Here is a 12632-nt window from a genome sequence, read left to right as displayed (position 1 = left end):
GACGCTTGGAGCTGACCGGCAGGTCCCAATCGCGCTAGAATGCGGGCCCCTAAAAACGATGGCGGCCCGTGGCATGCGCATTCAGTTGAACGGCGAACCCTTTGAACTGCCCGACGGTGAAACCGTCGCAGCCCTGCTGACCCGCCTGGACCTGACCGGGCGTCGCGTCGCAGTGGAGCTCAACCTGGATATCGTCCCGCGTAGCCAGCACGCCGAGACCTCGCTGAAGGAAAACGACCAAGTCGAAGTGGTCCACGCCATCGGTGGCGGTTAGCCCGCCACGGCGGTAACGCATTCTGCAGAACCTCATCCAAACAGAGGATTTCCCATGAGCATCGTTCGTAACGACAAGCCTTTCGTCCTGGCCGGTCGTACCTACCAGTCCCGCTTGCTGGTCGGCACCGGCAAGTACCGCGACATGGAAGAGACCCGCCAGGCCATCGAAGCCTCGGGTGCCGAAATCGTGACGTTCGCCGTGCGCCGCACCAACCTGGGCCAGATTGAAGGCGAACCGAACCTGCTCGAAGTGCTGTCCCCAGACCGCTACACCTTCCTGCCGAACACCGCCGGTTGCTACGACGCCATCGAAGCCGTGCGCACCTGCCGCCTGGCCCGTGAGTTGCTGGACGGCCACAACCTGGTGAAGCTGGAAGTGCTGGCCGACCAGAAAACCCTGTTCCCCAATGTGATCGAAACCCTCAAGGCCGCCGAGACCCTGGTCAAGGAAGGCTTTGACGTGATGGTCTACACCAGCGATGACCCGATCATCGCCCGGCAGCTGGCAGAAATCGGCTGCATCGCGGTGATGCCACTGGCTGGCCTGATCGGTTCCGGCCTGGGCATCTGCAACCCGTACAACCTGCAGATCATCCTTGAAGAAGCCAGGATCCCAGTGCTGGTGGATGCGGGCGTGGGCACTGCCTCCGACGCGACCATCGCCATGGAACTGGGCTGCGACGCGGTGCTGATGAACTCGGCCATCGCCCACGCCCAGCAACCGATCATGATGGCCGAAGCCATGAAACACGCGATCGTCGCGGGCCGCCTGGCCTACCTCGCCGGACGCATGCCGAAAAAACTCTATGCCAGCGCCTCTTCGCCGCTGGATGGTCTGATCAAGTAAGAGCTATTGATGACTGAATCAAACGAAACGCCGAACACCGTGGAAGCGGGCGACGAGTCCAAGCACCGCCGCATCAAGAGTTTTGTGATGCGCGCCGGCCGTATGACCGAAGGCCAGCAAAAGGGCCTGGAGCAAGGCACGCCGCTGTTCGTTTTGCCCCTGGCCGATGCGCCGGTTGATTACGACCAGGTGTTTGGCCGTTCGGCCCCACGCTCCCTGGAAATCGGTTTCGGCATGGGCCACTCCCTGCTGGAAATGGCCGCGGCCGCGCCGGAGCAGGATTTCATCGGTGTGGAAGTCCACCGTCCAGGTGTCGGCGCATTGCTCAATGGCGTGCTGACCCAGGGCCTGACCAACCTGCGAGTTTACGACTGCGACGCGATTGAAGTGCTCAACCGCTGCGTCGCCGACAACAGCCTCGACCGCCTGATGCTGTTCTTCCCCGACCCGTGGCACAAAGCCCGTCACCACAAGCGTCGTATCGTCCAGGCGTCCTTTGCGGAGTTGGTGCGCAGCAAGCTGAAAGTGGGCGGTATCCTGCACATGGCCACCGACTGGGAACCGTACGCGGAATACATGCTGGAGGTGATGAACGTCGCCCCTGGCTACCGCAACCTGGCCGAAGACGGCAAATGCGTGCCACGCCCGGCCGAGCGGCCGATTACCAAGTTCGAGCGCCGCGGCGAGCGGTTGGGGCATGGGGTGTGGGATTTGAAGTTTGAGAAGCTGGCTTAAGTAACCCTGCTATCACGGCAGTGGAATGGCTGCGTTCCACTGCCACTTGGTTTTTTTCTTGTAAAGGAATACAAGCGCTTGAAGTCCATTCTTTCCAGCCTGCTGCTCAGTCTGCTGTCTGCGGCAGCCTTCGCGGCTAGCTCCCCCTCTCTACCAGTGATTTCCCCTGATGATTATTTTGAGCGTGCTCAAAAGAAGGCGGAACAACTCAAGCTGCTGTTCGATGATAACGTCAAGCTTGAAGCCAGTGGCGAGCTGGATAAGGCCACGTTGCCCGAACAACTCAAAGAGGTTCAGGGCGCTATAGCGGCGTACCAACATGATTTGAAGATGGCCTCAGAGGGCGGGCACGTTGTCGCGACTTACATGCTGGCCAATATCCAAAGCCGGTTCGGCATGTCCGAGCAAGAGCGCAAGCAGGTTTGTGAACCGATGCACAAGGCGATGGATCAAGGTCTGTTGGCCGCTGGTGTGGGTTATTACTATCAGTGCGATATGACGTACATGCGTCTTGATCTGCTTGATCCTGGGCACATAAAGTATCTTGAGACGCTCAAGCAGATGCTGCTCAAAGTTGACGCCAACCGTGATTATTACCCGTTGTACACCAATCGCTCGCTTTGTTTTGAGAGTGATCGGCTAGCCGAGGCCAAGGAAGAAAGAACCTTGGGCAACATGCAAGCTCGCGCCAGTGTGCGGATGCTGACCTATGATCAGTACCGGGCTGACGCCTACTATATCTTGGCGGCGACACGTATGAACGACGAAGGTAAGCCCGACAGCGTGAACTTGACTTACCTGAATCAGGCTCTGGCCTTGGGTTGTAAAGACCCGATGACGCTTAAAGAGTATTACGAAAAAAGTTTTGGTAATCAGGCCGCTAAATAGGTTCGAGGAACCGAACAGGAACCTGCTCCGTCAGCCAGACGCCGTTCTCAGCCTGGAAAAACTTGAAACCCTCGGCCAGCATCTCCGGGGTGTTTACCTTAAGAATCACGACAGTCCCGTAGCGCTGCCCAACTTCCCTGGCAGTCTCAAGCTGTTCGCTGAGGTGCACATGATGACGGGAGCCTGGAATAAGGCCCTTCTGGTTGATTGACTCGACAAATCGTGTTGCGGTGCCGTGGTAGAGGAGTGCTGGCGGTTGTTTTTCTTCGAGTTGCAGCTGGACGCTTGGGTTGGAGTGGCCCTGCACGGCCCGAATATTTTGACCATTTTCGGAAAACGAAAAGCGTTTCTTCTCGTTTGTGCGCACGACCTGTTCCAGCAGTTCCCGGGTAAGGTTGCGTCCTTCACGTGACGCGGCGTCGATCAGTGCCGTCACGCTTGCCCAGCCCTCTGAATCCAGCGAAAGGCCTATCGCTTGCGGTTCGTGACGTAATACATAGCTCAGGAATTTGCTGGTGTCGTCCAGTAGCTTTTTGCTCATGTGATGTCCTTATCTCGGTCTGGTCTGATCAGCGCCGGTCTGCCACTACCCCAATCAACACCAGCACCACGATCAACACCGGCGCCAGGCTGTAGTTATTGAATTGGCTCAGCCCCCGCACAATCCACGGCGTAGCGTAGATCAACGCCGCACCGCTGCCGATCATGCACAGCAGGGCCATCAAGGGCACGCGCAGGGCGCCGGCGATGCTGCCCAGGCGCGCTTCGACCCAGCCCTTGATATCGGCGCCGAACAGCACCAACAAGCAGCCCACGAGGGCCAGGGAGATTTCCGACAGGTTGCTACGGCTCCAGCGGGATACGGTGGCGAGCAGGTCGAGTACCAGATCCATTCGATTTCCTTAAGAGCGATCAGCTCAAAAACGTCTGCAACAGGTCATTGAGAAAGAGTTGCCCGCGGTCGGTTGCCGCCAGGCGTGACGGTTCGACCTGCATTAATCCACTTTGTTCTGCCTCGCGGCGGCCTTCATCGAGGCTGGCCAGATCAAGGCCGGTGCGTTCGGCGTAGAGCTTGGCATCGACCCCTTCGGTCAGGCGCAGAGCGTTCATCAGGAACTCGAACGGCAGTTCGTCGTTGGTCAGCTCTTTCGCTCCGGCCTGGAAGCTTTTGGCCGGGTTGAGGTAGTCCTTGGGGGCGCGGGTTTTCCAGGTGCGTACGATGCGCCCGTCCGGGTGGCTGAGCTTGCCGTGGGCGCCGGCGCCGATGCCGATAAAGTCGCCAAAGCTCCAGTAATTCAGGTTGTGTCGCGCCGGGCGGCCGGGCTGGGCATAGGCCGACACCTCGTATTGCGCGTAACCGTGTTCGGCGAGCAGCGCCTGGCCGGCTTCCTGGATGTCCCACAGTGTGTCGTCTTCCGGCAGCGTGGGCGGCTGGTTCCAGAAGACGGTGTTGGGTTCCAAGGTCAGTTGGTACCAGGACAGGTGTGTCGGCTTGAGCGCAATGGCTTGGCGCAGGTCGCCCAGGGCGTCGTCCAGGGACTGGTTGGGCAAACCGTGCATCAAGTCCAGGTTGAAGTTATCGAACCCTGCCTGGCGCGCCATGCCAGCGGCGCGCACGGCTTCATCGCCATTGTGAATACGGCCCAGGGCTTCAAGCTTCTCTTGCTGGAAGCTCTGGATGCCGATGGACAGGCGATTGATCCCCAGTTTGCGGTACGCCACGAACTTCTCTTGCTCGAAGGTTCCGGGGTTGGCTTCCAGGGTGATCTCGATATCCGCGGCGAACCGAATACGGGCTTCCACGCCTTTGAGCAAGCGGCCCAAGGCGACGGCGCTGAACAGGCTGGGCGTGCCGCCACCGAAGAAAATCGAGCTCAGTTCCCGACCATAAACGGCGTGCAGGTCTTGATCCAGATCCGCCAGCAATGCATCTACATACTCTTCTTCCGGCAGCACCTTGCTGGCGGTGTGGGAGTTGAAGTCGCAATACGGGCATTTGCGCACGCACCAAGGGATGTGGATGTACAGCGCCAGGGGCGGCAGGTGGGGCAGGGCCGCCCGTGGTGTTTGCGCGCCACCGTGGATCAGCGGCTGCGCAGAGGTGTTCTGGGTCATTTCAAGCCCAGGCGCTGGCGCAGCAACGCCATGGCGCGGGCGCGGTGGCTGATCTGGTTCTTGTCGGCCGGGCTCAGTTCGGCGCTGGAGATATTGCGCTCCGGCACCCAGAACAAAGGGTCGTAACCGAAGCCATGCTCACCGCTGGCGGCGTGCAGGATGCGCCCGTGCCACAAGCCTTCGCACAGGATCGGTAGCGGGTCATCGGCATGTCGCACCAGGGCCAGCACGCAGACGAACTGTGCACCACGTTCGGCGTCGGGCACGTCCTTGAGCGCGTCGAGCAGCTTGGCGTTATTGGCTGCGTCGCCCTTGCCATCAGCGTAACGGGCCGAATAAATGCCGGGCGCGCCGCCGAGAAAGTCCACCGCCAGGCCCGAGTCATCCGCCAGGGCCGGCAGGCCGGAGATGCGTGCTGCGTTGCGGGCCTTGAGGATGGCGTTCTCAACGAACGACAAGCCGGTTTCTTCCGGTTCGACCTGGCTGAACTCGCCAATCGAACGCAGTTGCACGGATTCACCGAGCATGGCCTGCAGTTCTTTGAGTTTGCCGGCGTTATGGCTGGCCAGTACGAGTTGGGTAAGGTTCATCATTCGGCCGGAAACAGTTCTTGGTTGAATTGGAAACCATGGGCTTTGCCGCCGGTTTCAACGTTGATGGTAAATGTCTTGTATTCGCGCTGGGTCACCGAGTAGGGCGCGAGGTAGCTGATGCCGCCTTTCTCTTCGATTTGCTTGAACGTCAGGATCTCGCTTTTGCCGCCCAGGTCTTTGATGGTGCCGGTCACTTGCGCCGCCACCGGGGTGACGCCCTTGATCACGGTTACGTTGATCAGGCCCTTCTCCTTGCTGCGTACGATGCCGACGGCCTGGGCCGTCTCCGGTTGCAGGAAACTGGAGGTGTAGGTGTTGTAGTGGACGGTAATATCGCCAAATTCCTTCGTGCGATTGGGGTCGATAGCGTCTGCAGCCATGGCGTTTGCGCCCAGGCATGCGGTCAATAGAAAAATAACCAAACGACTCATGAACGTCCCTCTTGAAGATGATTAGACGGCAACTTTGTGGTCGGTCAGGCCAGGACTGCTGACCCGGTAAATACCGATTTCGCCCAATAGATTGGGCCATAGCTTACTCGCCCAGCCGTGGCGGTGCTGTTGATCGACGGCAAGGCGGTTGATGACCTTGGCTTCACGCTCGCCACACAACGCTTCGAAGTCTTCGAAGGTGCAGAAGTGGATGTTGGGCGTGTTGTACCACGTGTACGGCAGGAAATCCGAGACCGGCATACGGCCCTTGGTGGCCAGGTACCAGCGGCAGCGCCAGTGGCCGAAATTGGGGAAAGTGATGATGCATTGGCGCCCGACCCGCAGCATTTCGTCGAGGATGCGGTCCGGGTAGTGCACCGCTTGCAGGGCCTGGGTCATCACCACGATATCGAAGCTGTTGCTGGCGAAGTTGCCCAGGCCCTTGTCCAGGTCCTGCTCGATTACGTTGATGCCCTTGGCCACGCACTGGGCGATGTTGTCCGGGTCGTTTTCCAGGCCGTAGCCGGTGACTTGCTTGTTGTCGCGCAGCCAGCTCAGCAGTTCGCCATCGCCGCAGCCCAGGTCGAGCACGCGGCTGCCGGCGGGGATCCAGTCTTGGATGATTTCCAGGTCGGCTCTCATGGCGTTCTCACAGTGCGATTCGGTTCATGTAGTTGCTAAAGGCCTGCAGGTAACGCGGGATCGGAATCAGGAAGGCGTCGTGGCCCTGCGGTGCATCGATCTCCAGGTAGCAGACGTCTTTCTTGGCGGCCATCAGCGCATCCACCAGCTCACGGGAGCGGGCCGGCGAGAAGCGCCAGTCGGTAGTGAATGACATCACGCAGAACTTGGCCGTGGCGTGCTCGAAGGTTTTCGCCAGGTCGTCGTCGTGGTTGGCCGCCGGGTCGAAGTAGTCCAGGGCCTTGGTCATCAACAGGTAGGTGTTGGCATCAAAACGTCCGGAGAATTCTTCACCCTGATAGCGCAGGTAGCTTTCCACCTGGAACTCGACGCTGTGGAAGTCGTAGTTGAGCTTCTCGCTCTTGAGGCCGCGACCGAATTTTTCGCCCATGGAATCATCGGACAGGTAGGTGATATGCCCCACCATCCGCGCCAGCATCAGGCCGCGCTTGGGGATCACGCCGGCTTCCTGGAACGAACCGCCGTGGAACTCGGGGTCGGTGAGGATGGCCTGGCGTGCCACTTCGTTGAAGGCGATGTTCTGCGCCGACAGCTTGGGCGCCGAGGCGATAGCCAGGCAGTGGCGCACGCGGTCCGGGTAGCTGATGGTCCATTGCAGCGCCTGCATACCGCCCAGGCTGCCACCAATGACTGCGGCCCACTGGTGGATGCCCAGCAGGTCGGCCAGGCGTGCCTGGCTGTGTACCCAGTCTTCTACGGTCAACACCGGGAAGTCCGCGCCGAATGGCTTGCCGGTGTCCGGATTGAGGCTGCTGGGGCCGGTGGAGCCATTGCAGCCGCCGAGGTTGTTGAGGCTGACGACGAAGAACTTGTTGGTGTCGATTGGCTTGCCGGGGCCGATGCAACTGTCCCACCAGCCGGGTTTGCGCTCGTCAACGCTGTGGAAACCGGCGGCGTGGTGGTGGCCGGACAGGGCGTGGCAGATCAGCACGGCGTTGCTCGCCGTGGCGTTCAGTTGGCCGTAGGTTTCGTAGATCAGGTCGTAGGCAGGCAACGAACGGCCGCAGGCCAGGGCCAGCGGTTCGCTGAAGTGCGCCACTTGAGGCACGACCAGTCCAACAGAATCGGGGGGGAAGGCAGCTGGCATCGACCCTGCTCTCGTTTAAATGAGGCGTAAGTCTAAAGAGCGGGGACCCTAGCGGCAAGCAATGGTCTGTACCAGTACGCAGATACAAAATGTGGGAAGGGTTGATGTGGGAGCCGGGCTTGCCCGCGATGCAGGCACCGCGGTTTTCAGACACACCGAGGTGATGCTATCGCAGGCAAGCCAGCTCCCACACAAGCCAGCTCCCATAGGGGCTACGGCATTCAGATCAGGCCGAACAGCTCTTTGGGCATGTAGGCAAAGTACGCCAGGCGTGGAATCACCCAGCTCTGCAGCAACTGAATCACGATAAACGCAAAGATCGGCGAGATATCCAGGCCACCCAGGTTCGGGATCAGGCGACGGAAGGGTGCCAGCACCGGTTCGGTGATCTGAGCCACCAGTTCGGCACCCGGGCTACGGCTACCGGGTGCGACCCACGAGAGAATCACGCTGATGATCATCGACCAGAAAATGATCTTCAGGAACAGCGAGAAAATACCGATCAGGCCCCACGGCAACAGCAGCACGGTGAACGCCTGGTAGCCGTTGAGCATCAGGATCACCACGAACAGCAGGATCTGCAGCAGCAACGCCAGCACCAGCGACGACATGTCCAGGCCGAACAGGCTCGGGATCACCCGGCGCAGTGGCTTGAGCAGCGGTTGGGTGGCCTTGACTACGAACTGGCACAACGGGTTGTAGAAGTTCGCCCGCACCAGTTGCAGGATAAAGCGCATCAGCACGATCAGCAGGTACAGGCTGCCCAAGGTCTGAATGATGAAAATGGCAGCGTCATTGATTCCGAGCATGTTTGATTACCTTGGTAAGGGACGACTATTTGCCCAGTTGCTCAGCCATCTCGGCCGAACGATGTGCCGCGGCACCCAGTGCTTTTTCCACCAGGGCCTCAAAGCCCCCGGCCTGGAACGATTCAATGGCGGCTTGCGTGGTGCCGCCCGGCGACGTTACCCGCCGGCGCAGTTCGGCGGCATCGACATCGCTGCCGACAGCCATTTTCGCGGCGCCCAGGGCCGTTTGCTCAGCCAGTTGTTCGGCAACGTCGTGGGGCAGACCCAGCTTGACGCCAGCGGCGGTCATGGCCTCGATCAACAGGAAGAAGTAGGCCGGGCCGCTGCCGGAAACGGCGGTGACCGCATCCAGTTGCTGCTCCTGCTCCAGCCATACGGCAAGGCCCACCGCAGACAGCAACTCCTGAGCCTGGTCACGCTGCTGCGCGCTGACTTCAGCGGTGGCGTACAAACCGCTTACGCCCTGGCGCAGCAACGCTGGGGTATTGGGCATGCAACGTACGATCGGCTGGTCACCGAGCCAGGCTTTCATGCTGGCACAGGTGATGCCGGCGGCAATGGACACCACCAATTGATGCGGCTGCAGGCTTGGGCGCAGGCTTTCGCACACGGCCTTCATGGCCTGGGGCTTGACCGCCAGCACGATCACATCGACGCCGTGGATGGCTTCGGCGTTATCGGCAAAGGTTTCAATGCCGTGTTCGGCGCTGACGCGCTCGCGGGTCTCGGCGCCCGGGTCGCTGGCGCGGATCTGTTCGGCGTCCAGGCCCTTGGCCCGCAGGCCACCGATCAGGCTGGCCGCCATGTTACCGGCGCCGATAAAGGCAATACGCGTGTTGCTCATGACAGGTCCTTATTTTCGAGGGAAGTCAGCCATTTTGCGGCTGGCCGTAGTCGCGGGCGCCAAACAGGGCGGTACCGATCCGCACCCAGGTGGCGCCTTGGGCGATGGCCGACTCAAGGTCATGGCTCATGCCCATGGAAAGTGTGTCCAGCGCCAGGTTCAAGCTGGCTTGCAGGTCGCGTACGCTGGCAAACGCCGCATCCTGTGCGGCCCGGTCTTCAGTCGGCTCGGGGATCGCCATCAGGCCGCGCAGCTTCAAGCGCGGCAGGGCGCTGATCGCGTTGGCCAGGGCCGGCAGGTCGGCAGGCGTACAGCCGGATTTGCTGGCCTCGCCACTGACATTGACCTGGATGCAGATATTCAGCGGCGGCAGGTCGGCCGGGCGTTGTTCGGACAGGCGTTGTGCGATTTTCAGGCGGTCCACGGAATGCACCCAGGCGAAGTTCTCGGCGATGGCGCGAGTCTTGTTCGATTGAATGGGGCCGATGAAGTGCCAACTCAAGGGCAGATCGGTCAATTCCGCCTGTTTGCCCAGGGCTTCCTGCAGGTAGTTCTCGCCAAAATCGTGCATCCCGGCGGCATAGGCGTCGCGCACGGCTTGTGCGGGTTTGGTCTTGCTCACGGCCAGCAGGTGGATGCTGCTTGCGTCACGTTGCGCGGCATCGGCTGCGGCGCGAATGCGCTGGCTAACCAGGCCGATGTTGTCTGCTATCGTCGACATTCAAGTTGCACCCGTGGATATGGAGTCCGCGGCATTCTACTGGAAATGGAAAGCCCTATGGATATCACGCAATTGCTGACGGCCAGCGTAAGCCGTGGCGCCTGTGACCTGCATTTGTCGGCCGGCTTGGCGCCGATGGTGCGAGTCGATGGCGAGGTCTGGCCGATGGATGAGCCGGTGCTGAGCGCAGCGCAACTGGTCGATCTGGTGAGCCCTTTGTTGAATAAACACCAACAAAAGGATTTCGAAACATCTCTTGAAACGGATTTTGCCTTCGAATTGCCGGGAGTCGCACGCTTTCGGGCGAACGTGTTCCGCCAGAATCGCGGTATAGGCGCGGTGTTTCGTGCCATCCCGACCGAGGTCCAGAGCCTGGAAGACCTTGGGTTGGGCGAGGTATTCCAGCGTATGGCTCAGTTCCCCCGTGGCCTGGTGCTGGTCACCGGGCCTACGGGTTCGGGCAAGTCCACGACGCTGGCGGCGATGATCGATTATCTGAACCGGCACCGGCGCCAGCACATCCTCACGCTTGAAGACCCCATCGAATTTATCCACAGGCCGAAACTGGCCCTGATCACCCAACGGCAGGTGCACCGCGACACCCACAGCTTCTGCGTGGCCCTGCGCTCGGCCCTGAGGGAAGACCCTGATGTGATCCTGGTAGGCGAATTGCGCGACCTGGAAACCATCCGCCTGGCCTTGACGGCAGCTGAGACCGGGCATCTGGTGTTTGGCACCCTGCACACTTCATCGGCTGCAAAGACTGTAGACAGGCTGGTGGACGTCTTCCCGGCCGGGGAAAAGGCCATGGTCCGCTCGATGTTGTCGGAGTCGTTGCAGGCGGTGGTGTCTCAGGTACTGGTGAAGAAGGTCGGCGGCGGCCGTGTGGCCGCCCATGAAATCATGCTGGGCACGCCGGCGATTCGCAATCTGATCCGTGAGGACAAGGTGGCGCAGATGGTTTCGGCAATTCAGACCGGTGGCGCGTTGGGGATGAAGACGCTGGATATGAGTTTGAAGGCGTTGGTCGGCGCGGGGCTGGTCAGCCGGGAAGAGGCGCGGGAGAAGGCGAGGGTGCCTGCAGATATCTAAAACGCACAGATACTCATGTGGGAGCTGGCTTGCCTGCGATAGCGGGCTGTCAGGCGCTCTCTCTGCCAACTGACACACCGTCATCGCAGGCAAGCCAGCTCCCACATTTGATTGCATTTCAAATGGGGAGCTTCAGTGGCGCCTGGCTTAGCGCTGCACGATCCGCAGGTTGCTGTTCTGTTCTTTAGGCAGCACACGCTTGGCAATCACGTAGTTCTTGTCCCAGAACGGCTTTTTCAGCGTGTCGATGCTCACCGACTTGCCACGACGCGGCGCGTGGATAAAACGGTCGTTGCCCAGGTAGATGGCTACGTGATTGACCTGGCGGCTCTTGAGCTTGAAGAACAACAAGTCGCCGGGCTTCAGGTCTTTGCGATCAACCTTCAAGCCGTGACCAGCCGCCATGGCGTTGGAGGTGCGCGGCAAATCCACGGCTTTTACATCGTTGAATGCATATTTCACCAGGCCGCTGCAGTCGAACCCTTTACTTGGGCTGCTACCGCCCCAACGATAAGGAGTACCCAGCACGTTGACGGCACGGCTGAGGACGTTGCTGCTTTGCTTGGTGTTGACAGCCATCAGGCCGGGTGTTGCTTTACCGTGTGCCTTGCTCAGTTGAGTCGGGCGGTTGACGGTCAGCTTTACCGATTTGGCCTTGGTGGTTGTGCTGTGGACTTTAGGGGTGAAACCATTGACGTTCGGAAGTCGTTGCTCACGATTGGTGGCGTGGGCGGCCAGTGGCATTAATAGGCAGATGGTCAGCCATGTCTTGAAAAATGGTCGCATTAGGCGTGGCTCTTATGGGTTTGCGCGCAACTTTATAACAGCTTTTTGTGTCGTTCTCAGGCCGTTTGTCGACTGAACCTTGGGGTCAAATCCAGGAAAAACGCGACGAATTGCCGCAATTGTCCTACACAAGTCAGGTGGCATAAGGCTTTGAGGACAGGAAGATACCATTTGCCGTACGTCGGGCGCTCGTAAAAAAGTCACAAAGAAAATGAAAAAATTTATCTATCGAAGCAAAAGAGGTACTCCATGAACACCTATCAACAGGTTGGTCAGCAGCAAGATACCCATAGCAAGGTGATCGGTTACCTGCTGTGGATTTTCGGTTTTACCGGGGCGCATCGCTTTTATTACGGCAAACCCGTGACCGGCACGATCTGGTTTTTTACCTTCGGCCTGCTGGGCATTGGTTGGTTGATCGACGTATTCCTCATCCCGGCCATGGACCGTGAAGCCGACCTGCGTTTTACCGCCGGGCCTATCGAATACAACGTCGCGTGGATCCTGTTGGCGTTCCTGGGCCTGTTCGGTGTGCACCGTATGTACCAGGGCAAATGGATCACCGGCCTGATCTACCTGCTGACCGGCGGTTTGTTCCTGATTGGGGTGCTGTATGACTTCTGGACGTTGAATACGCAGATCTCGATCCGCAATGCCGAGCGCAATAACGGCCGCTGATCTCTCGGCCCTATAGAGAACAAAATGT

Annotated in this window: 17 protein-coding genes; 6 read left to right on the top strand and 11 right to left on the bottom strand. The window is 59.7% G+C overall.

Annotated features, from left to right (window positions below):
* Positions 1 to 73: 73 nt before the first annotated feature.
* The 4 genes from thiS to LJX92_RS25245 all read left to right on the top strand — a co-directional run bounded on the left by thiS (position 74) and on the right by LJX92_RS25245 (position 2746).
* Positions 74 to 274, top strand: coding sequence for a sulfur carrier protein ThiS (gene thiS, locus LJX92_RS25260; protein WP_032878918.1), 201 nt, complete (start codon positions 74 to 76; stop codon positions 272 to 274).
* A 54-nt stretch (positions 275 to 328) separates the two neighbouring features.
* Positions 329 to 1123: a thiazole synthase gene (locus LJX92_RS25255; protein WP_032878919.1), complete on the top strand. Its 795-nt coding sequence runs from the start codon at positions 329 to 331 to the stop codon at positions 1121 to 1123.
* A 9-nt stretch (positions 1124 to 1132) separates the two neighbouring features.
* Complete coding sequence (gene trmB / locus LJX92_RS25250) at positions 1133 to 1858, top strand: tRNA (guanosine(46)-N7)-methyltransferase TrmB (protein WP_228309084.1); 726 nt, start codon at positions 1133 to 1135, stop codon at positions 1856 to 1858.
* A 78-nt stretch (positions 1859 to 1936) separates the two neighbouring features.
* A complete protein-coding gene (locus tag LJX92_RS25245; protein WP_050549378.1) occupies positions 1937 to 2746 on the top strand; it encodes a hypothetical protein in 810 nt (269 codons plus the stop codon).
* Here LJX92_RS25245 and LJX92_RS25240 read toward each other — a convergent pair.
* The 10 genes from LJX92_RS25240 to LJX92_RS25195 all read right to left on the bottom strand — a co-directional run bounded on the left by LJX92_RS25240 (position 2739) and on the right by LJX92_RS25195 (position 10048).
* Positions 2739 to 3287, bottom strand: coding sequence for an RNA 2'-phosphotransferase (locus LJX92_RS25240; RefSeq protein ID WP_032878922.1), 549 nt, complete (start codon positions 3285 to 3287; stop codon positions 2739 to 2741). The genes LJX92_RS25245 and LJX92_RS25240 overlap by 8 nt on opposite strands.
* Positions 3288 to 3315: 28 nt before the next feature.
* Positions 3316 to 3639, bottom strand: coding sequence for a DUF3392 domain-containing protein (locus LJX92_RS25235; RefSeq protein ID WP_043046299.1), 324 nt, complete (start codon positions 3637 to 3639; stop codon positions 3316 to 3318).
* A 19-nt stretch (positions 3640 to 3658) separates the two neighbouring features.
* Positions 3659 to 4861 (bottom strand): radical SAM family heme chaperone HemW, encoded by a 1203-nt coding sequence (hemW, locus tag LJX92_RS25230; protein ID WP_228309083.1) that lies wholly within the window; start codon positions 4859 to 4861, stop codon positions 3659 to 3661.
* A complete protein-coding gene (rdgB, locus tag LJX92_RS25225; RefSeq protein ID WP_228309082.1) occupies positions 4858 to 5454 on the bottom strand; it encodes an RdgB/HAM1 family non-canonical purine NTP pyrophosphatase in 597 nt (198 codons plus the stop codon). The genes hemW and rdgB overlap by 4 nt, the downstream gene beginning before the upstream one ends.
* The gene (locus tag LJX92_RS25220) at positions 5451 to 5885 is read right to left on the bottom strand and encodes a DUF4426 domain-containing protein (protein WP_228309081.1); all 435 of its coding nucleotides are present in this window, start codon (positions 5883 to 5885) and stop codon (positions 5451 to 5453) included. Before LJX92_RS25220 ends, rdgB begins: the two co-directional genes overlap by 4 nt.
* A gap of 21 nt (positions 5886 to 5906) precedes the next feature.
* Positions 5907 to 6527, bottom strand: coding sequence for a methionine biosynthesis protein MetW (metW, locus tag LJX92_RS25215; protein ID WP_005792273.1), 621 nt, complete (start codon positions 6525 to 6527; stop codon positions 5907 to 5909).
* 7 nt (positions 6528 to 6534) lie between these two features.
* Positions 6535 to 7674 (bottom strand): homoserine O-succinyltransferase MetX, encoded by a 1140-nt coding sequence (gene metX / locus LJX92_RS25210; RefSeq protein WP_005792271.1) that lies wholly within the window; start codon positions 7672 to 7674, stop codon positions 6535 to 6537.
* Positions 7675 to 7895: 221 nt separating this feature from the next.
* Entirely contained in the window at positions 7896 to 8483 is a 588-nt protein-coding gene (locus tag LJX92_RS25205) for a YggT family protein (protein WP_003195087.1), read from the bottom strand.
* Between the two features lie 25 nt (positions 8484 to 8508).
* The gene (gene proC / locus LJX92_RS25200) at positions 8509 to 9327 is read right to left on the bottom strand and encodes a pyrroline-5-carboxylate reductase (RefSeq protein ID WP_228309080.1); all 819 of its coding nucleotides are present in this window, start codon (positions 9325 to 9327) and stop codon (positions 8509 to 8511) included.
* A 25-nt stretch (positions 9328 to 9352) separates the two neighbouring features.
* Positions 9353 to 10048 (bottom strand): YggS family pyridoxal phosphate-dependent enzyme, encoded by a 696-nt coding sequence (locus LJX92_RS25195; RefSeq protein ID WP_228309079.1) that lies wholly within the window; start codon positions 10046 to 10048, stop codon positions 9353 to 9355.
* A 57-nt stretch (positions 10049 to 10105) separates the two neighbouring features.
* Here LJX92_RS25195 and LJX92_RS25190 point away from each other — a divergent pair, with 57 nt between their 5' ends.
* Positions 10106 to 11140: a type IV pilus twitching motility protein PilT gene (locus LJX92_RS25190; RefSeq protein WP_032878931.1), complete on the top strand. Its 1035-nt coding sequence runs from the start codon at positions 10106 to 10108 to the stop codon at positions 11138 to 11140.
* A 147-nt stretch (positions 11141 to 11287) separates the two neighbouring features.
* On the opposite strand, the gene LJX92_RS25185 is transcribed toward LJX92_RS25190, so the two are convergent.
* The gene (locus LJX92_RS25185) at positions 11288 to 11926 is read right to left on the bottom strand and encodes a C40 family peptidase (RefSeq protein ID WP_005792265.1); all 639 of its coding nucleotides are present in this window, start codon (positions 11924 to 11926) and stop codon (positions 11288 to 11290) included.
* A gap of 249 nt (positions 11927 to 12175) precedes the next feature.
* Here LJX92_RS25185 and LJX92_RS25180 point away from each other — a divergent pair, with 249 nt between their 5' ends.
* Complete coding sequence (locus LJX92_RS25180; RefSeq protein WP_032878933.1) at positions 12176 to 12604, top strand: NINE protein; 429 nt, start codon at positions 12176 to 12178, stop codon at positions 12602 to 12604.
* Positions 12605 to 12632: the final 28 nt, after the last annotated feature.

This window comes from Pseudomonas sp. HN8-3 (assembly GCF_020790195.1).
Taxonomy (GTDB): Bacteria; Pseudomonadota; Gammaproteobacteria; order Pseudomonadales; family Pseudomonadaceae; genus Aquipseudomonas; species Aquipseudomonas synxantha_A.
This window is presented reverse-complemented; position numbering and strand designations above follow the sequence as displayed.